This is a genomic window from Arthrobacter sp. Leaf337 (assembly GCF_001423745.1).
Taxonomy (GTDB): domain Bacteria; phylum Actinomycetota; class Actinomycetes; order Actinomycetales; family Micrococcaceae; genus Arthrobacter.
In genome coordinates this window covers 187708-205344 of sequence record NZ_LMPC01000027.1, presented here as the reverse complement: position 1 = coordinate 205344, position 17637 = coordinate 187708, and the positions used below count along the sequence as shown (strand labels likewise).

Here is a 17637-nt window from a genome sequence, read left to right as displayed (position 1 = left end):
TCGTCCCACTCCACCCGTCGAAGAGGACATCGAATGATTTTTCGCGCCCTGAAATCCCGGACTCCCAAGATAGCGGCAGTGGCAGCCGCCCTCGCGCTGACCCTTTCCGGCTGCGGAGGTGGTGCCCAGTCCGATGCCGGCGGCCCCGTGACGCTGCGCTTCACCTGGTGGGGCTCGGATGTCCGGCACAAAATGACCCAGAAGCTGATTGACGCGTTCGAGGCCAAGAACCCCAACATCAAGGTTGAAGGCGAATACGGGGACTGGTCCGGCTATTGGGACAAGCTGGCCACCCAGGTGGCTTCGCAGCAGGCTCCGGACGTCATCCAGATGGACCTCCAGTACCTGGGTGAATACGCCAAGCGCGGGGCGCTGCTGGACTTGAAGGAGGTGGACCTGTCCAAATTCGACAAGGCTGCGGCCGACGCGGGGAAGACACCGGACGGCCAGTTTGCCGTGACGGCGGGAATGAATGCACTGGTGGTGCTGGCCAACCCCTCGCTGGTCTCAGCCAGCGGCGTGCCGCTGCCGGACGACCAGTCCTGGACCTGGCAGGACTACGAGAAGACGACTGCCGACATCACAGCCAAAGGCAAGGCGGGCACTTTCGGGTCCGGGCCCATCACAGGAGACGCATCATTCAACCTCTGGCTGCGGCAGCACGGAAAGTCCCTCTTCACCCCGGACGGGAAGCTGGGGTTCGAGGAGGCTGACGCCACGTCCTACTTCGAGTTCCAGGCCGGACTTCGCGACGCCAAGTCGGTACCGCCCGCGTCCGTCATGACTGAAGAGGCCAGCGCCTCGCTGGACCAGACAGGCCTGGCTACCAACAAGTTCGCCATGGGCTGGCTGTGGTCCAACCAGCTGGGTGCCCTGACCAAGGCCTCCGGCCAGCCCCTGGAGATCAAGCGGCCGCCGAGCACCGCCGGTGACGCGAAGTCGGCACAGCAGTACTACAAAGCGTCCCAGCTCTGGTCGGCGAGCTCGCGCACCAAGCACCCGAAAGAGGCGCAACAGTTCATCGATTTCCTGGCGAACAGCGTTGAGGCGGGCGAGATTGCGCTGGCTGACCGCGGCATTCCCGGCAACTCCGAGGTGCGCGACGCCATTCAGTCGAAGCTCAGCCCGGCGGACGCCGCCACGGCTTCCTTCATCAACGACATTGCGGATGAAGTGGGCGACGCCCCCGTTGTCCCGCCCGCAGGGTCCAGCCCGGCCTCGGAAATCCTCACCCGCTTCGTCACCGAGGTCCACTTCGGCCGGCTGAGCCCGGAGGAAGCCGCGAAGAAGTCGATCGAGGAGATCAAGAGCGGACTCAGCTAGCGGGCCGGGCTAGGATCCGGCTGTTCCGGCCGGAACAGCCAGGTCCCCGGATCGATCCGGAACGTGGCGGGATCAGCTCCCGTGGAGGGCCCGACGACGGCGGCATCCGGCATCGGGCCCTCCACCGCGTAACGGCCGGCCGGCAGCACAACGGCGGCGCGGACTCCGGCGGGCACCGTACAGCTCAGTTCCATGCCGGCGCCCCCGCGGCGCCAGCTGGCCGAAACCATTCCCCGCTGGAGCGGGACGCTCCCGCTGGCATGCTGCAGCCGGCAGGACGGCGGCTCGATGCAGACCTCAGTTCCGCCGTCTGCCACCCGGACGCCGAGCACGTGGCTAAGGATTTCCCGGATCACGGAAGCTGACCACGCGTGCGACTGGCTGTAGTCCGTGGCCTCGTCCAGCTCCCAGGCTTCCCACGTGAAACTGGCGCCGGATTCCAGCAGCCGGGCCCAGCCGGGCTGCCCGGGGTTGGTCAGCAGGTCCAGCACCTCGTCCACCATCCCCGCCGCGAGCAGTGCCCGCACCAGGCGGTGCACAGTCATGGGACCCTGCCGCATTCCCATCCCGGCCAGCCGCCGGCCGTCCCGCTCCACCCAGATCTCCGGGGTGATGCCCAGCGACATCGGGAAGGACGTGGCGTGCTGGGAGGCATGGCCGCTTGGTGTGCCGTTGGCGTGCAGTCCGTCCACCATCGTGCCGTCCACGCGCAGGCGGATGTTGATGGCGGCGGACAGCTCGTCCGAGTGCGCGCGGTACTCAGAGGCCTCCCGGCGTCGACCGGTCAGCTCGCACAACCCGGCCACTGCATCCAGGACGGAGACAGCCTGGGCGTTAACCGTGGTTTTCGCGGCGCACTCCATGTCGTAGCCGAACCGCCCGGGCGCCGGCCAGTCCACGATTCCGTGGAGGTAGGGGCCCGAGCCGCCGCCGAGGCAGGTGACGAGCCCCGCCGTCGGGCCTTCTGCCGGGATGTGGCGCAGGACGTAACCGGCGGTGGCGCGCAGGGCCGGCAGCAGCTCTTCCACCAGCGCGGTGTCGCCGCTGTTCCGGTGGTAGTCCTCCACCCATTCGGGCATCATCAGGGAAAAATCAGGGATGTCGCGCTTGCCGTCGCCGTTGGGATACACAGCGTTGTAGCGGCCGTGCTCGCCGCCGTCGGACCAGTACCGCCCGGCCGATGCCGCAAACTCGCGCAAGGCCTGGGCCGTCAGGTTCCGTTCGCCGAAGAGCGCCATGGTGGCGTAGGAGATGTTGACGGCGTCGCCGAGGAACTGGCCCTTTTCGCGGGTGGGGGTATCCACGAACTGTTCCTGCACGCCGTACAGCGCGGAGTCCCGCAGCAGCGTGAACACGGCGTCAAGGGCCGGATCGGAACTGCTGAAGCTGCCCTCCCGCTGACCGCTTCCGGGATGTTCGGAATGTACGACGACGCCGCTCACCGCGGCGATTTCCCCCGCCGGAATCCCGGGTACTTCGAGGTACCGGAACCCCAGATGCACGGCGGCTTCATAGCGCTGCGGCCCGGAAATCTGGGTGTAGGGGAAGGACATATCGGTGTTCTGGCTGGCGGACTTGGCGCGGTCAACCCGGCCGTCCGGACCCAGGGTGTAGCCGGCGCGGATCATCACGGTGCGGCCGGCCAGGCCGTCGGCGAAGTCCACCGTTGGCCGGGCGGGGAGTACGCGGCCGAAGTCCGCCACGACTGTACCGTCGTGCGCGGTCAGCAGCCTGGCCGCGCGGACGGGTGTCCGGGCCAGGAACGTGCGCCGGGGGAGTACGGCGGGAAAGTCGGTGACCGGGTGCCTGCCGAGCGACGTGGCTGGTTCCCAGACGGCCGGGGCGGTGGCGTGAGCGCCCGGGGCTGTGGCGTCCAGATGCTCCACCGGGTCGCCTTCATCGTTCCGGTAACCGGACTGCCGGTACGGACCTTCCGCCACCTGCCAGCCGGGACCTGTGCCGAACACCTCGCGGCGGCCGTCGTCATAGTCGACGTGGAGCTGGGCCAGGAACCCGGGAACTCCGGCAGCCCTGCCCTGACCCGGCCCGTACCAGTGCACCCGGGCGGAAAGGACCACATTGCGGACCCCGGTCTGCAGCAGGGCGGTGACGTCGGCGGCATCGTAATAGCCCTCACCCGGGTAGCCGAAGGACGACGTCTCCAGGACTGCCCTGCCGGAGAATGCCGTGCCGATGCTGAACACGGCCTGGTGGCTGGCGGCGGCGAACAGCCTGGCGCGCACCACCTTGCCGGAAAGCGGTACGTCCGCTCGGGCCAGCGTCCACTCGTCGGGCTGGCGGTGGGTTGTGGTGCGGGTCCACTCGGCGAGGCAGGCACTGACGTGGTTAGCTCCGGCGTCGAACCGGTGGTCAAGAAGAAACTGGCCGGCCGGGCTGCCGGTGTAGCCGTTGAGCTCCGACCCGGCACCGTCCGTGACCACGATCGAGCCGTATTCGGCCTGGCTACGCGGGCCCTGGTGCAGGGCAAGGCTTCCCCGGAACCCGGCGGGGACGGGCTCATCCACGGTGAGCAACTGCGCGCCGTCGAGCGTCACCGTGATGGTGCGTCCGTCATCAGTGACTGTCAGGTCCTGCCAGTTGCCGGGGACCAGGTCCTTGCCGGGCAGCCGTTCCTGGCTGATGTTCACGCCGCGTTCCTGGTGGGCGCTGGCCAGGATCTCGGTCGCGGGCACGGAAGCGGAGGGGATCTCCCACGGGGCCGCGCGCCGGAGAACCACGGTCCCGGCCGAATTCAGTTCCAGCAGCAGGCCGGTACCGGGGCCGGTGGTGCGTAGGAGCAGGCCCGCCCATCCCATCACCGGCCTCAGGCGCGCCTCCAGCCGGAGCTGGCGGACGGGCGGGCAGGGGAGCGGGAGGTAGGGCGAACCGGCAACCCGCAAGGCGCCGTCGTGCACCTCCAATGGAGCGCGGCCGCCGGGCGCCCGGCGGATCCATTCGGCATTCCAGTCCGGAGTGTCGAGGCCCGTGCTGAAACCCTGCGGCGCGGACCAGGGCCCGGGGACGCCCGCGGCGTCGTGGACACGGACGGCCCAGCGGTAGTCGGCGTCCGGCGCGAGGTCCGGACCGCCGTAGGGAACGTAGTGCTGCTCGCCGGAGTCCACGGTGCCCGAGTCCCACAGCAGCGTACCGGCCGCGTCGCTGAGCCGGAGCTGGTAGGCGCCTTGATAGCAGGAGGCCGGATCGTTGCCTTTCCCGGCCTCGAGCGCCCAGCCGAAGTGAGGGCGCCTCGCTGCCGTCAGGCAGGTTTCAAGCCCGTCGGTGAGAAGGCCGACGGCGGCAAGAAGGCCCGTCACCTGTCAGCAGCCAATGCGGCAGCCTCGGCGGGGGTCAGCACGCCGTCGGCGATCCACACCGTGAAGGAGCGCCGGACGGATTCTCCCGCGCTGAGGATTACCGGACGGTCCCAGGCCAGGGCCGAACCCGCCCCCGGGTAGCCGTGCAGCCGGACGAACCAGGGATCGGGTGCCTCGGCCGGCGCGGCAAACACCAGGCTCGCCGCGCCCTCCGGGAACTCCGCGGTCCAGGCCAGCCAGGGCGAGACGGAGCCGTGGACGGCCGCCTCACCTTGCCGGTCCGCCGTGAAGACGTCCGCCGCGGAGCACGCGGGCAACCGCCAGAAGAACCCGCCGTAGCCGCTGCCCGCGGCACCGTTGGACCCGGGACCGCCCAGCGACGCATCGACGACGGCGGTCAGTTCAGTTGCCAGGTCCAGCCGCCAGGTGCGGTGGTCCACTCTGCCGGCGCGGGTGGTGCGGCGCTCGCGGAGGAGTTCGCTGCCGTCCGGTGCCTGCCAGCTCAGGTCCTGGTGGAGGGAGTCGCCGCCCGGTGATGGCGGTTCTGACCTTGCCGCGAGCAGCACAATCCGGCCGTGGTCCGGGCGTTCCTCGTACCGCCCGGCAGCGCGGGTGTAGGTCTTGCCGCCCCAGAAATTGATGCCGTTCACATCCTGCAGTGCGATGCCGGCGCCCAGGTGCCACGGGTGGTCCGCGGGCAGGTGGTCGGTGACAGTGACGCCGCCGAGCGACCGCACCGGATGCAGGTACGGGCGGGGCGAGAGACGGGCCGCGAGGGCGGAACCGGTTCGGGCAGTAACGAGCGGCACTGTGGAAAGTGACAATGTGTCCGCACTGTCGGCGGAAGGCCGCGCCCAGGGCAGGCCGAGTTCACTGAAGGTGGCGTGCGCCGCCGTCGCGCGTTCCAGCGCATCTTCGACGCCGGTGATCACGGCGTGGGCGGAGTCGCCCTGGCCTACCCAGTCGAGGTACCGGTCCGGGACCAGGGCAGGGGCCTCGGCGGTGCGGATGGCCTCCAGTACGCGCATGAATGCTCCGCTGTCCGCGAGGGAACTGATCAACGGTGCGCCCGTCGGCAGGTCCTGCAGGCGGCGGTGTCGCGAGTGCTCCAGCAGGTTCTCGGTGAGGTCGTCCCGGCCAAACACCTCGTGGCGTTCGCCGGCGGCGGTGCTGACGGTCACGCGGTCTTCGGTGTAGTGGAACACTGCCGTGCCTTCGCTGCCCTGCAGGGTGACGTACGGTTCCACGGACTCCGTGGCGCAGAGGGTCAGTGCGCAGGTGATCGGAAGGCCGGACGTGGTGTGGACCCGGATGACGGAGGTGTCGTCCGACTCGATGTCATTGGCGCGGTAGAGGTCCGTTTCCACCGAGGCGAGATCGTCCCCGGTCCGCGCGCCGGCTATCCGCAAGGCAGTGGCGATGGCGTGCGCCAGGGGGTTGGTAGCCACGCCATCAACGACGTCGACACCGTCGAGGCTGCGTTTGCCCGCCCAGCGCGACCGCTTGTAGTACGCGCGGTCGCGCACCCAGCGGCCGGTGGCGGAGATTCCCAGGAGGGTGCCGATTTCCCCGGCCGCGAGCAGGTCTTCGATGGCCTGCAGGGCCTGCGAGCCCAGGCTCTGGAAGCCGATCTGGACACTCCGTCCGGCGGCTGCGGCGGCGTCCTGTAGCCGGGTGAAATCGGCCAGCGATGCTACCGGGGGTTTCTCCAGGTATACGTCGGCGTGGGGGAGGGCGGTGAGAGCCAGGGGTGCGTGCGTCTGGATGGGAGTGGCCACAATGACGAGGTCCAGCGCAGGGGTTGCTGCAAGGAGTTCGTCCAGGGTGCCGAACACCGCGGTCCCGGGAGGGAGCGCGCCGGCGGCCGGGGGATTCGGGTCGGCGACAGCCACGAGGGTGACGGCTCCGCCTTGCTGGAGCCTTTCAAGGTTGCGGAGGTGGTGGGTGCCGAAGCCGTGAACGCCGACGAGTGCCACCCTGGCCGGGGCGGAGGTGGTCTTGCGTTCTTCGGTGGGCATTTTGCGTTCTTCCGGGACGGGCTCGGACAGGGTGCCCATGGCTCTCCTCTTCTGTTCCCGGTATTTCCCTTTCCCAGGGCCGGGTCTGACGTCGGTGTCGATGCGGAATTCGCCGGGCGCAGGCCCGTGCCCGTCGCTTTCAGAGTAGGCCGTGGGTCCCGCTCCAGCTGCTGGTAAGCGCTTTCCAAATTGTTGTCGCCACCAGTCTAACCCGGCTCCGGTGAATATGTAACGATTCAAATTGTGCCTTGACCGCCGCTGCAAAAGCGTCTAGATTTTCGAGAAACCGCTTACTGACGTGACGTGGACCACTGCGGCCCCCGTTTCTGCAACGATGGAGATCCGAAGGGGGCTGGCTGTGCTGGCTGGAAGTTTTAATGCCAAGGCGTACTCATTTTTCGATACCCTGCTGTGGATTGCCTGCTTGAATCTGCTGTGGATGGTGTTCTCGCTCGCCGGGCTGGGCGTCCTCGGGGTAGGGCCTGCCACGGCAGCGGCGCAGATCCTGGTGCGCCGCAGGGTCAGGGGCGAGGCTGCTCCGCTGCTCCGCTCATTCGCCGGGGAGTTTGGACGCAACTTCGGCCGCGCCAATGGCCTGATGCTGCCGGTCCTGTTGGCCGGTGCGGCCCTGGCGCTGAACTGGAATTACTTCTCCCGCTCCGGCGACCTCCTGTCGCAGTTGATGGCGGCGGGTGCTTTCCTGGCCGCGATCTTCCTGGTGGCCGTCGCCTGCCACCTCTTTCCCTTGTTTGCCCGCTACGAGCTGCCGCTTCCGCAGTACCTCCTGATGTCCTCGCGGTTTGCCCTCCGGCACTTGGCAGGCACGGCAATCCTGCTGTTCGTGACTGCCGTCGCGCTATTCGCCAGCCAGGCCGTGCCGGGTCTCATTCCGTTTTTCACTGTCGGAGCGTGGCTCTACGTGACCGGCTGGCTGTGCGACCGGTTTTTCACTGCGAACGACGAATCCGTCGCTGGCAATGTTGACGAGGCTGCCGCGGCCGCCAGGTTCCCGGCTGCAATGGCTGGAGCTCCCCTTGGCTGAGCCATCCGACGCCCGCATGAGCTGCCGGATCTGCCGCGTGGAGTCCTCCGCCTTTAGCGTTGCTAACTTTTTCGGGCAACCAAATGAAACGTATCAAAAGTTGCCCCGGACTTCCCGAACACCCATCTGACTCCAGAGTCAGCCCCAAAAACTGACCCAACCGACCTCGAAGAAGTGGAAAAGGAAAACATCATGACCCGTAGAAAACTCAGCCTGGCGGCCGCCGTCGTGACCGCCACCGCCTTGACCCTCACGGCTTGCAGCGGAGGTGAAGCGCCGGCTGCGGATTCCTCGAAGATCACCATCATGGCGCCGTTCCTGGAGGCGCAGCCGCCGTCCGCCGACGGCGCCGTGCAGCAGAAGCTGGAGGAGCTCACCGGCAAGAACGTGAGCATCACCTGGACGCCGAACGCGTCCTACGAGGACAAGATGAACATCACGCTCGCCTCCTCCGAGATCCCGCAGGTCATGGTGGTCCAGGGCAAGTCCCCGGGCTTCGTCAAGAACGCCGAGGCCGGGGCCTTCTGGGACCTCACGGACAAGCTGGAGGAGTACCCCAACCTGAAGACCACCTTCCCGGAGGTCGAGAAGAACGCCAGCGTCAACGGCAAGGTCTACGGCGTCTTCCGTGCCCGCAACCCCATCCGGTCGGCCGTCATGTTCCGCCAGGACTGGCTGGACAAGCTCGGATTGAAGGCTCCCGAAACCACGGAGGACCTGTACAAGGTGGCCAAAGCGTTCACCGAACAGGACCCGGACGGCAACGGCCAGAACGACACGTGGGGCATCACCGTTCCCAAGTTTGGGGCATTGGGCACCAACAGTCCGTACGACATGATTGAAACCTGGTACGGCGCGGGCAACCGGTGGACCGAAAGGGACGGAAAACTGATCCCGAGCTTCGAGACCGAGGAGTTCCTGGAAGCCAACCGCTTCGTCAAGAAGATGGTAGACGAGAAGCTCATCAACCCGGACTTTGCCACCTTTGACGGCACCAAGTGGAACGAACCGTTCTTCAACGGCAAGGGCGGCATCATCGTCGACGTCGACTCCCGCGTCAGCGTCCTGATCAACCTGTTCAAGCAGGCCAACCCGAACGACTTCCAGAACAAGGTGGGCTTCGTCGGAGGGCTCCAAGGCCCGGACGGCGAACTGCACACGCATCCCACGGATGGCTACTCCGGCTTCCTGGCGGTGCCCAAGACCAGCGTCCGCACCGAGGCTGAACTGAAGAACGTTCTGCAGTTCCTCGACAAGATGAACTCCAAGGAAGTGGCCGCGCTCCTCAACAACGGCATCGAAGGCGTCAACTTCACTGTCGAGGACGGCAAGGCAGCCACCATCAAACCCGAAACCCCCGAAGGCAAGACCGTGGCCACGGACATCAAGAGCTACGCGCAGCTGGGTACCAACGTCACGGGCAACAACTTCTACCCCGTCAAGCAGGCCTCGGCCTACGAACAGGAAGTCTTTGACAAGCGGGTCGAGGTCATGGCGGAGGACCTGAAGAGCGCCGTCTACAACCCGGCCGCGGCGTTCGTTTCGCCCACCTACGTTGCCAAGGGCGCGCAGCTGGACAACATCGTGGCTGACGCCCGGATCAAATACCTGGCCGGCCAGACCGACGAGCAGGGCCTGAAAGTTGCCATCAAGCTGTGGAAGACCAGCGGCGGCGACAAGGTCCAGGAAGAGATCAACAAGCTCTGGCAGGACAGCAAGTGACAACGTCCACCGTTGACGTCAAAGCCCCGGAGCAGGCGCCGCCACCAGCGCCTGCCCCGGGGCGGCGACGCCGCTTTGCCGTCCACTTCGCGCATTACAAGTGGCTGTACCTGCTCCTGCTGCCGGGGGTCATCTACTTTGCGGTGTTCCGGTACGCCCCGATGTACGGGGTGTCCATCGCGTTCAAGGACTACGTCCCGTTCCTGGGCGTCAACGCAAGCCCCTGGGTGGGTTTCCAGCACTTCCAGGATTTCTTCTCCAACCCGGACTTCGGCCGGCTGCTGGGCAACACCCTGATCCTCGCATTCTTGAACCTCGGGATCGCGTTTCCGCTGACCATCGTCCTGGCGCTGCTGCTGAACGAGGTCCGCCTGTCCATCCTCAAACGCACGGTCCAGACGCTCGTCTACATCCCGCACTTCCTGTCCTGGACCATCGTGGCGTCGCTGAGCTTCCTGCTGTTCGCCCTGGACTTCGGGCCGCTGTTCCTGTTCATCAACTCAGTGCTTGGCACGGACATCGACTTCCTGTCCGACCCCGCATGGTTCCGGCCGCTCATTGTGCTCCAGGAGATCTGGAAGAACACCGGCTGGGGGACCATCATCTTCCTGGCAGCCCTGGCAACCGTGGACCAGGACCAGTATGAGGCCGCGATCATCGACGGCGCCGGCAGGTTCCGCAGGGTCTGGCACATCACCCTGCCCGGGATCCGATCCACCATCATCGTGATGCTCATCCTGGCGATCGGGCAGATGCTAAACACCGGCTTCGAGCAGATCTACCTCATGACCAACGCCCTCAACCGCGACGTGGCCGACGTCTTCGACACCTACGTGTACTTCGTGGGCATCACCCAGGGCGCGTACTCCTATTCCACCGCGGTGGGCCTGTTCAAGTCCCTGGTGGGCATCGTGCTGATCTTCGGCACCAACGCCCTGGCCAAGCGGTTCAACCAGAGCGGACTGTTCTAATGAAGATTCACAACACCACCGGCGGCCGGATCTTCGACGCCGCCAACTACGTCTTCCTGGCCCTGATCGGCGTCCTGACACTGCTGCCGTTCGTCTACGTGTTCGCCGGCTCCTTTGCCACCGACGCGGAAATCACCCGCCGGGCCTTCTTCGTCTGGCCGGAGCAGTTCAGCCTGGGAGCCTATGAGTACATCTTCTCCACGCCCGCGTTCATCCGGGCGCTTGTCACCACCGTGCTGGTCACGGCAGTGGGCACCGTGGTCCAGCTCATCCTCACGGTCACCATGGCCTACCCGCTGGCCAAGCGGAACCTCCGCGGCCGCCAGCTGATCCTGTCCCTGGTGGTCTTCGCCATGGTGTTCTCCGGCGGCATGATCCCCACCTTCCTGCTGATCAAGGACCTCGGCCTGCTCAACAGCTACTGGGCGCTGATCCTGCCGGCAGCCATCAACCCGTTCAGCCTGATCATCATCAAGAACTTTTTCCAGGAACTCCCCGCCGAGCTGGAAGAGTCCGCCAAGATGGACGGCGCCACGGAAATCGGAATCCTCTGGCGGATCCTGCTGCCGCTGTCCAAACCCGTGCTGGCCACGTTCGCGCTCTTCTACGCCGTGGGCATCTGGAACGACTTCATGTCGCCCCTGCTGTACCTGTCCGACAACTCCAAATGGACCCTGCAGATGTACCTGCGCCAGGTCACCGCCTCGTCCGACCTCCTGGGCGCCGGCAACGTGGACCCGAACTACATCCCGCCCGAACAGGGCATCAAATTCGCAGTGATCGTGGTGGCCACCCTGCCCATCCTGATCTTCTACCCCTTCCTGCAGAAACACTTCGCCAAAGGCATGCTCATCGGCTCCGTCAAGGGCTGAGCTAGCACCTCCAGGACGCCCCAACAGAAAGAACAGCATGAAAATACTGCTCGCCGGTGATTCCACTGTGGCCAACTGTCCCACCCACGAGTACCCCATGAGCGGCTGGGGCGCGCAGCTGCCCCGGTACGTCCACCCCTGGGCTGCCGTGCACAACTTCGCGAAAGGCGGTGCCAGCACGGAGTCCTTCGTTGAAGAGGGGCTCTGGGGCCAGCTCCTGGACACAGCGGAGGAGGGCAGCCTGGTGCTCATCCAGTTCGGCCACAACGACCAGAAACGCCCCCATCTGGCCGCGAGGACGGGCTACGCGGCAAACCTGCGCCGGATGGTGGCGGAGGTGCAGGCGCTCGGGGCGGTGCCGGTGCTCTGCACGTCGGTGGAGCGCCGGCACTTCCTGGCGGACGGCACCCTGGAAGACAGCCTGGAGGACTATCCCGAAGTGGTCCGTGAGATCGCGCTCGAACTGCACCTCGCCGTCGTCGACCTCAACGCCTGGACCCGCGCGCTCTACCCGGGGCTGGGCGTCGAGGAATCGAAGCCGCTGTTCTGCCATTTCGGTCCCGGCGGGCACGCCCACTGGGCTGACGGACTGGCCGACAACACGCACTTCTCCGGGTACGGTGCCTCCCTGGTCGCCGGCGAAGTGGCCGGCCGGCTCGGGGTGCTCGGCTTCGGACCGGATGCCCTGCCGGGCTCGCAAACGAGCACAACGGCGGGATTCACGACGGCGGGACTCACGACGGCGGGACGGGGCTGAGTGGGCGCGCCGCGGCTCACGACGGGCCCGGTCAGGACGGACCCGGCCAGTACGGAACTGCTTTACGGCAACCCGCTTGCCGGTCCGGCGGACGTGTCCGGCTGGGTGGCCGAGGGGCCGCTCCGGCAGGGCAGCACGGGGAGTGCCCTGGAGCTTTCCGGCGCACTGGACGATCAAGAGTTCGGGGACCACGCGCACTGGACCTTCTGGTGTCCGGTGGAGTTCCCGGACGGCATCCGGATCAGCTGGGAGTTCCTGCCCCTGGCGGAGCCGGGGCTGGCCATGCTGTTCTTTTCGGCGACGGGTCACGGCGGGCAGGACCTGTTTTCGGCTGGACTCGCCCGGCGCACGGGCTTCTACCCGCAATACCACTCGGGTGACATCGATGCCCTCCATGTGTCCTACTTCCGGCACAAGTACGAGTCCGAGCGTGCCTTCCGGACCTGCAACCTGCGGAAAAGTGCCGGCTTCGAATTGGTGGCCCAGGGCGCGGACCCGCTGCCGCCGGCGGAGGACGCCAGGGATTTCTACCGCATGGAACTGGTGAAGGACGGCCCGCGCGTGGCGTTCTCCATCAACGGGCTGCCCCTCTTCGAATGGACCGATTCCTCGGACAGGGTGCTGGGCGGGGGCTATCTCGGGTTCCGGCAGATGGCGCCGCTACGTGCCGCCTACCGGAACCTCACGGTGGAGAAGCTCTAGCCTTCGATGCTCGTGTTGAGGCTGAGATCCCGCCATTCGTCCAGTTCCGCGCGCTCTGCCTGGGCGACGGCGCCAAAGGCGTTGAACGCGTCCTGGCCGAGGACCAGGAGGGACGGCGGGGTCGCGCTTTCGGCGATCGCCAAGATGGCCTCGGCGGCCTTCGCCGGGTCGCCGGGCTGGGTGCCGTGGACCGTGTCGTTCTCCTTGCGTCGCTTCCCGGCCGTCTCCGCATAGTCCGCGATGGCCGTCGCGGACTGGGTGAGGGAGCGGCCGGCGAAGTCAGTCCGGAACGCGCCGGGCTCGATGACGGTGACGTTGATGCCGAGCGGCTGCAGTTCCTTGTGGAGCGAACCGGACAGGCCCTCCAGGGCCGCCTTGGTGGCCGAATAGTATCCGGAGCCGGCCGGCTTGATCCGCGCTCCGATGGAGGAGATGCTCAGGATGTGCCCGGCCCTCTTTGCCCGCATGTCCGGGAGGACTGCCTTGATCATGTCGACGGCGCCGAAAACGTTGGTGTCGAACAGTTGCCGGATGTCGGCGTCGTCCGCTTCCTCAACGGCGGCGCGGTAGCCGTAGCCGGCATTGTTGACCAGCACGTCGACGCCGCCGAACCGCGTCCGCGCCTGCTGCACCACTGAGCTGATCTGTGCTGTGTCGGTGACGTCAAGGGGGAGGGCCAGGGCTGTGTCGGGGTAAGCAGCCGCGATGTCCTGCAGCGTGGAGGCGTTGCGCGCGGTGACGACCGCGTTGTGGCCGCGGGCGAGCACGGACTGGGCGAGGGCGCGGCCGAGTCCGGTGGAGCATCCTGTGATGAGCCAGGTAGCCATGGGTGTTCCTTTCGTTGTTTATGCCCATACAACTGGAAGTGGATCCCCGGCGGGAGGGCCTCTTGATACGGGTACTGGTAGCCCCTCCCGAACTGATGATCCGGCGCACGATTGGACCGCGGATGGTCAGGGAACGGTGCCGGCCGGTTTCAGGAATTCGGCTATTTTCGTCGCCATGGCCTTGGACTGCGTCCAGTGCAGGTAGTGGTTCCCGTCGAGGATGACCAGCTCGTGGCGCGCCACATGTTGCAGCTGGCGTTCGTGGGAGCCCAGCCATGCCGGCTGCTGGTTGATCGTTTCCCGGGACAGGAACTCAAGGACGGGAACGTGGCCAGGGTAGCTGAGCGCTCGGAGCTTCGCCGCGTTCTCGGCCACCCGGTTCGTTTCGTCGGTCAGCGCCCCGTTGCCGTAGTTCCAGCTGGCCAGCATGCGCATCTGCTCGCGTTCTTCCGGCGTGTGGTTGTCGCCTGCCGGGTCTGCCAGGCCCAACGCCGCGGCCCAGCGGACCAGGCCGGTGGTCGAAGGAAGCCGTTCCCAGAAGTTGCCTGCGGCCGGCGCATCGGTGTGGGCGGGATCTTGTTCGGAGGCCATGCCGGCGGGCACCGAGGGGTCGATGCCGATAACGGCAGACACTTCCGCAGGGTACTTGTTGGCGTAGTACAGGGTGGTAAAGCCTGCTATTGAATGCCCGGCAAGGATGTACGGTCGGTCGACGGCGAGTGTGGACAGCACGGTATGAAGTTCCTCGCTCATGTTCTCGATGGTCCGGGGCCGGGCGGTCATGTCGCTGTAGCCGTAGCCGAAACCCTCCACCGCCACCACCCGGAAACCTGTCAGTTCCCGCACCAGCGGAGCGAAGTCCAGCACCGGGGCGGGCGTGCCCAGCCCGCTGAGCAGCACGATCGTCGGACCGGTTTCCCCGGAACGGGAGACATTGATGGTGCCCTGGTCGATCCGGACTTTCTCCCCGTACGCCACGGCATTCGAGCGTTCAGTCCCTTCCAGGACGAGATTCGCCGCTGTGGAGGCCACCAGCAAACCGATGATCGTCAACACGGCCGCGACGGCGATCCGGAGTGCCCGCCGTCGTCGATTTCCGTGAGGCAGCGGCCGGCCCGGCGCTGAACGGGTGCGGCGGAAAAAGGAGCGCAACGGCATAGTTCAAGATACCCCCATGGGGTATCGCAGGCAAGGGCCTGAGCGTCCTCCCGGCGCGCCTACTCCGGGGTGGCGGCACCCGCCGTGCTTTGCCGCACCACCAGTTCAGGAGTGAAGATCACGGCGCGGTGGTGGGGTCGGTCCGAGGCGGATCCCATGGCGTCCACTTCCTCGGTCAGCAGCTCGATGGCGGTCCGGCCGAGTGCTTCCGTGGGCTGGCGGATGGACGAGAGCGGCACCACGGCGGACACGGCGAAGTCGATGTCGTCGTAGCCGATCAGGGCGATGTCTTCCGGAATCCGCAGCGTGTGGAGCATGGTGAGGGACTGCATCACGCCCAGGGCGAGCAGGTCATTGGCGCAGAACATTCCGTCCGGAAGTTCGCCGGCGCTGCGGCGGACCAGTTGGTCGCCCACGCCGCGGCCCGCCAGGACCGTTTGCCCGGCGGAATCCAACACTTCCAAGGAAGCGTCCGGAACCTCGGCGACGGCGCGTTGCGCCCCCTGGAGGCGGTCCGCCACCTGGCGTATCGACGTCGGGCCTCCCACGAAAGCGAGCCGACGGCGGCCGATGTCCAGCAGGTGCCGCGCCGCAAGGTAGCCGCCGGCGTCGTCGTCAACGGAAACGGAACTGTACCTGGACTCGTCGGCCAGCCGGTCCACCAGGACGGTGGGCACGCCGCGTTCGCGCAACTGGTCGAGGCGCTCGGTGACATCGCCCACCGGCGAGATGAGCAGGCCCTGGACCCGCTGTTCCTGGAAGAGGTCGATGTAGTTCGACTCGCGGCTCGCATCATGGCCGCTGTCTCCGAGCAGGACGGCGCTTCCCTGCAGGGCGGCGGCATCCTCGGCGGCGCGGACCACGGAAGTGAAGAACGGGTTGCCGACGTCGAGCACGATCAGGCCGATGGTGCGGCTGTGCCCGGCCCGGAGCTGGCGCGCTGCGTCGTTGCGGACGAACCCGAGCTCGTCGATGGCCTGCAGAACCCGATCCTTGGTCCGCTGTGACACCCGGTCCGGGTAGTTCAGGACATTGGAAACCGTGCCCACCGCTACGCGGGCATGGTTCGCAACATCCTTGATGCTGGCTGACCGTGACATGTTTCTCCAAGCTCTCTCGTGCGGGGCCGCGTGTGCAAACGCCCGGATCACACCCCTCGCGCCAATTGTCCTTGCCCGGTGCGGGTTCCCTTGCGAGCGAAACGGCATTCCCGGATAAACGGTTTTCATCCACTGACAAATGCTTGACACCTACTCGACTTCAAGAGTACTTTGAATCGTAACAATGAAACGATTCAAAGAATCCGAAATTCAGGAGAGTCGCAGATGAGGGTGTGTTTCCGCTCCTCCGTCCAACCGGGACTGATCGATGAGTACAGGCGCAGGCACGCGGCCGTCTGGCCGGAGATGCTGGGCGCGCTCAAGGATGCGGGCTGGCACAACTACTCGCTGTTCCTGGGCACGGACGGGCTGCTGGTGGGCTACGTGGAATGCGACGACTTCGACGCCGTGAGGGCGCGGATGGCGCTCACGGAAGTCAACGCCCGCTGGCAGGCGGAGATGGCCTCTCTTTTTGACAATCCGGACAACACGGATCAAGCCCCCGACGAAGGGTTCCTGGTCCTCGAAGAAGTCTTCAATCTTGACGATCAGCTTGCGGCGGCGGAGGCCACAGCACGCTGAGTCACCCAGGCTCCAGCAGCGGGGCCGCAGCACCACCACCCCCATACCGCAGCAACACAAGAGACCGGAATAACCAACATGAATGACGTAGCAACGGCGCTGGGCAGGCTGGAAGAGCTTGCCATTGAAGTACCCTCCTGGGCCTATGGCAACTCGGGCACCCGCTTCAAGGTGTTCGGCACGCCGGGCACCCCGCGGACCGTGCAGGAGAAGATCGCCGACGCCGCGAAGGTGCACGAACTGACCGGCCTGGCTCCCACCGTTGCCCTGCACATTCCGTGGGACAAGGTGGATGACTACGCCGCCCTGCGCGAGTACGCGGCGGGCCTGGGCGTGGGGCTGGGCACCATTAACTCGAACACGTTCCAGGACGACGAGTACAAGTTCGGTTCCCTGACCTCCTCGAACGATTCAGTGCGCCGCCGGGCCATCGATCACCACCTCGAGTGCCTGGAGATCATGCACGCCACGGGCTCGAGCGATTTGAAGATCTGGCTGGCGGACGGCACCAACTACCCGGGCCAGGACGACATGCGCGGCCGGCAGGACCGCCTCGCCGCGTCCCTGCAGGAGATCTACGCCGCCCTGGGCGATAACCAGCGCCTGGTGCTGGAGTACAAGTTCTTCGAGCCGGCTTTTTACCACACCGACGTTCCGGACTGGGGCACGTCCTACGCCCAGACCCTCGCTTTGGGCGAGAAGGCGTTCGTCTGCCTGGACACCGGCCACCACGCGCCGGGCACCAACATTGAGTTCATCGTCATGCAGCTGCTGCGCCTGGGCAAGCTCGGTTCCTTCGACTTCAACTCCCGCTTCTACGCCGATGATGACCTGATCGTCGGTGCGGCGGACCCGTTCCAGCTGTTCCGCATCATGCACGAGGTGATCCGCGGCGGCGGGTTCGGGAAGGACTCCGGTGTGGCCCTGATGCTGGATCAGTGCCACAACCTGGAAGAGAAGATCCCGGGCCAGATCCGCTCCGTCCTCAACGTCCAGGAAATGACCGCGCGGGCGCTGCTGATCGACACCGCCGCCCTGGGCGAAGCCCAGCGCGCCGGCGATGTCCTGGCCGCGAATGCGGTGTTCAACGATGCCTTCTACACAGACGTCCGGCCCATCCTGGCCGACTGGCGCGAGTCCCGCGGCCTGCCCGCGGACCCGCTGGCGGCCTTCAGGGCCAGCGGCTACCAGAAACAGATCAACGAAGACCGCGTGGGCGGTCACCAGGCCGGATGGGGCGCATAAGAGC

The 17637-nt window shown here is 66.4% G+C and carries 14 protein-coding genes; 9 read left to right on the top strand and 5 right to left on the bottom strand.

Features of this window, described 5'->3' with window-relative positions:
• Nucleotides 1-33 precede the first annotated feature (33 nt).
• On the top strand, nt 34-1323 hold the full coding sequence (locus tag ASF98_RS18275; protein ID WP_055804824.1) for an ABC transporter substrate-binding protein: 1290 nt from the start codon (nt 34-36) through the stop codon (nt 1321-1323).
• Here the strand turns inward: ASF98_RS18275 and ASF98_RS18270 are convergent.
• Nucleotides 1320-4637, bottom strand: coding sequence for a family 78 glycoside hydrolase catalytic domain (locus ASF98_RS18270; protein WP_055804821.1), 3318 nt, complete (start codon nt 4635-4637; stop codon nt 1320-1322). The genes ASF98_RS18275 and ASF98_RS18270 overlap by 4 nt on opposite strands.
• Entirely contained in the window at nt 4634-6694 is a 2061-nt protein-coding gene (locus ASF98_RS18265) for a DUF6807 family protein (RefSeq protein WP_082506925.1), read from the bottom strand. Before ASF98_RS18265 ends, ASF98_RS18270 begins: the two co-directional genes overlap by 4 nt.
• Before the next feature lie 259 nt (nt 6695-6953).
• Between ASF98_RS18265 and ASF98_RS18260 the strand changes: the two genes are divergently transcribed.
• The 6 genes from ASF98_RS18260 (at nt 6954) to ASF98_RS18235 (ending at nt 12721) form a co-directional block, all read left to right on the top strand.
• Nucleotides 6954-7697: a YesL family protein gene (locus tag ASF98_RS18260; RefSeq protein WP_235506075.1), complete on the top strand. Its 744-nt coding sequence runs from the start codon at nt 6954-6956 to the stop codon at nt 7695-7697.
• A gap of 192 nt (nt 7698-7889) precedes the next feature.
• A complete protein-coding gene (locus tag ASF98_RS18255; RefSeq protein ID WP_055804816.1) occupies nt 7890-9419 on the top strand; it encodes an extracellular solute-binding protein in 1530 nt (509 codons plus the stop codon).
• Nucleotides 9416-10390 carry an ABC transporter permease gene (locus tag ASF98_RS18250; RefSeq protein WP_055804813.1) on the top strand — a complete coding sequence of 325 codons (975 nt, stop codon included), beginning with the start codon at nt 9416-9418 and terminating at the stop codon, nt 10388-10390. Before ASF98_RS18255 ends, ASF98_RS18250 begins: the two co-directional genes overlap by 4 nt.
• Entirely contained in the window at nt 10390-11262 is an 873-nt protein-coding gene (locus ASF98_RS18245; RefSeq protein WP_055804810.1) for a carbohydrate ABC transporter permease, read from the top strand. Before ASF98_RS18250 ends, ASF98_RS18245 begins: the two co-directional genes overlap by 1 nt.
• Nucleotides 11263-11299: 37 nt before the next feature.
• Nucleotides 11300-12019 (top strand): rhamnogalacturonan acetylesterase, encoded by a 720-nt coding sequence (locus tag ASF98_RS18240; RefSeq protein ID WP_055804807.1) that lies wholly within the window; start codon nt 11300-11302, stop codon nt 12017-12019.
• The gene (locus ASF98_RS18235; protein ID WP_082506924.1) at nt 12020-12721 is read left to right on the top strand and encodes a DUF1961 family protein; all 702 of its coding nucleotides are present in this window, start codon (nt 12020-12022) and stop codon (nt 12719-12721) included. It begins immediately after the preceding gene.
• Here ASF98_RS18235 and ASF98_RS18230 read toward each other — a convergent pair.
• The 3 genes from ASF98_RS18230 to ASF98_RS18220 form a co-directional block, all read right to left on the bottom strand.
• A complete protein-coding gene (locus ASF98_RS18230; RefSeq protein WP_055804804.1) occupies nt 12718-13548 on the bottom strand; it encodes an oxidoreductase in 831 nt (276 codons plus the stop codon). The genes ASF98_RS18235 and ASF98_RS18230 overlap by 4 nt on opposite strands.
• A gap of 126 nt (nt 13549-13674) precedes the next feature.
• The gene (locus ASF98_RS18225; protein ID WP_055804801.1) at nt 13675-14706 is read right to left on the bottom strand and encodes an alpha/beta fold hydrolase; all 1032 of its coding nucleotides are present in this window, start codon (nt 14704-14706) and stop codon (nt 13675-13677) included.
• Between the two features lie 59 nt (nt 14707-14765).
• Nucleotides 14766-15806: a LacI family DNA-binding transcriptional regulator gene (locus ASF98_RS18220; protein WP_055804799.1), complete on the bottom strand. Its 1041-nt coding sequence runs from the start codon at nt 15804-15806 to the stop codon at nt 14766-14768.
• Between the two features lie 225 nt (nt 15807-16031).
• Here ASF98_RS18220 and ASF98_RS18215 point away from each other — a divergent pair, with 225 nt between their 5' ends.
• A complete protein-coding gene (locus tag ASF98_RS18215) occupies nt 16032-16388 on the top strand; it encodes an L-rhamnose mutarotase (protein ID WP_055804797.1) in 357 nt (118 codons plus the stop codon).
• Nucleotides 16389-16466: 78 nt separating this feature from the next.
• Nucleotides 16467-17633 carry an L-rhamnose isomerase gene (rhaI, locus tag ASF98_RS18210; RefSeq protein ID WP_055804794.1) on the top strand — a complete coding sequence of 389 codons (1167 nt, stop codon included), beginning with the start codon at nt 16467-16469 and terminating at the stop codon, nt 17631-17633.
• Nucleotides 17634-17637 lie beyond the last annotated feature (4 nt).

What these genes read in the sequence shown, in the direction of transcription:
- rhaI (WP_055804794.1), top strand. Translation starts at nt 16,467, where the DNA reads ATGAATGACGTAGCAACGGCGCTGGGCAGGCTGGAAGAGCTTGCCATT.
- ASF98_RS18230 (WP_055804804.1), bottom strand. Translation starts at nt 13,548, where the DNA reads ATGGCTACCTGGCTCATCACAGGATGCTCCACCGGACTCGGCCGCGCC.
- ASF98_RS18220 (WP_055804799.1), bottom strand. Translation starts at nt 15,806, where the DNA reads ATGTCACGGTCAGCCAGCATCAAGGATGTTGCGAACCATGCCCGCGTA.
- ASF98_RS18215 (WP_055804797.1), top strand. Translation starts at nt 16,032, where the DNA reads ATGAGGGTGTGTTTCCGCTCCTCCGTCCAACCGGGACTGATCGATGAG.
- ASF98_RS18245 (WP_055804810.1), top strand. Translation starts at nt 10,390, where the DNA reads ATGAAGATTCACAACACCACCGGCGGCCGGATCTTCGACGCCGCCAAC.
- ASF98_RS18255 (WP_055804816.1), top strand. Translation starts at nt 7,890, where the DNA reads ATGACCCGTAGAAAACTCAGCCTGGCGGCCGCCGTCGTGACCGCCACC.
- ASF98_RS18275 (WP_055804824.1), top strand. Translation starts at nt 34, where the DNA reads ATGATTTTTCGCGCCCTGAAATCCCGGACTCCCAAGATAGCGGCAGTG.
- ASF98_RS18225 (WP_055804801.1), bottom strand. Translation starts at nt 14,706, where the DNA reads ATGCCGTTGCGCTCCTTTTTCCGCCGCACCCGTTCAGCGCCGGGCCGG.
- ASF98_RS18265 (WP_082506925.1), bottom strand. Translation starts at nt 6,694, where the DNA reads ATGGGCACCCTGTCCGAGCCCGTCCCGGAAGAACGCAAAATGCCCACC.
- ASF98_RS18240 (WP_055804807.1), top strand. Translation starts at nt 11,300, where the DNA reads ATGAAAATACTGCTCGCCGGTGATTCCACTGTGGCCAACTGTCCCACC.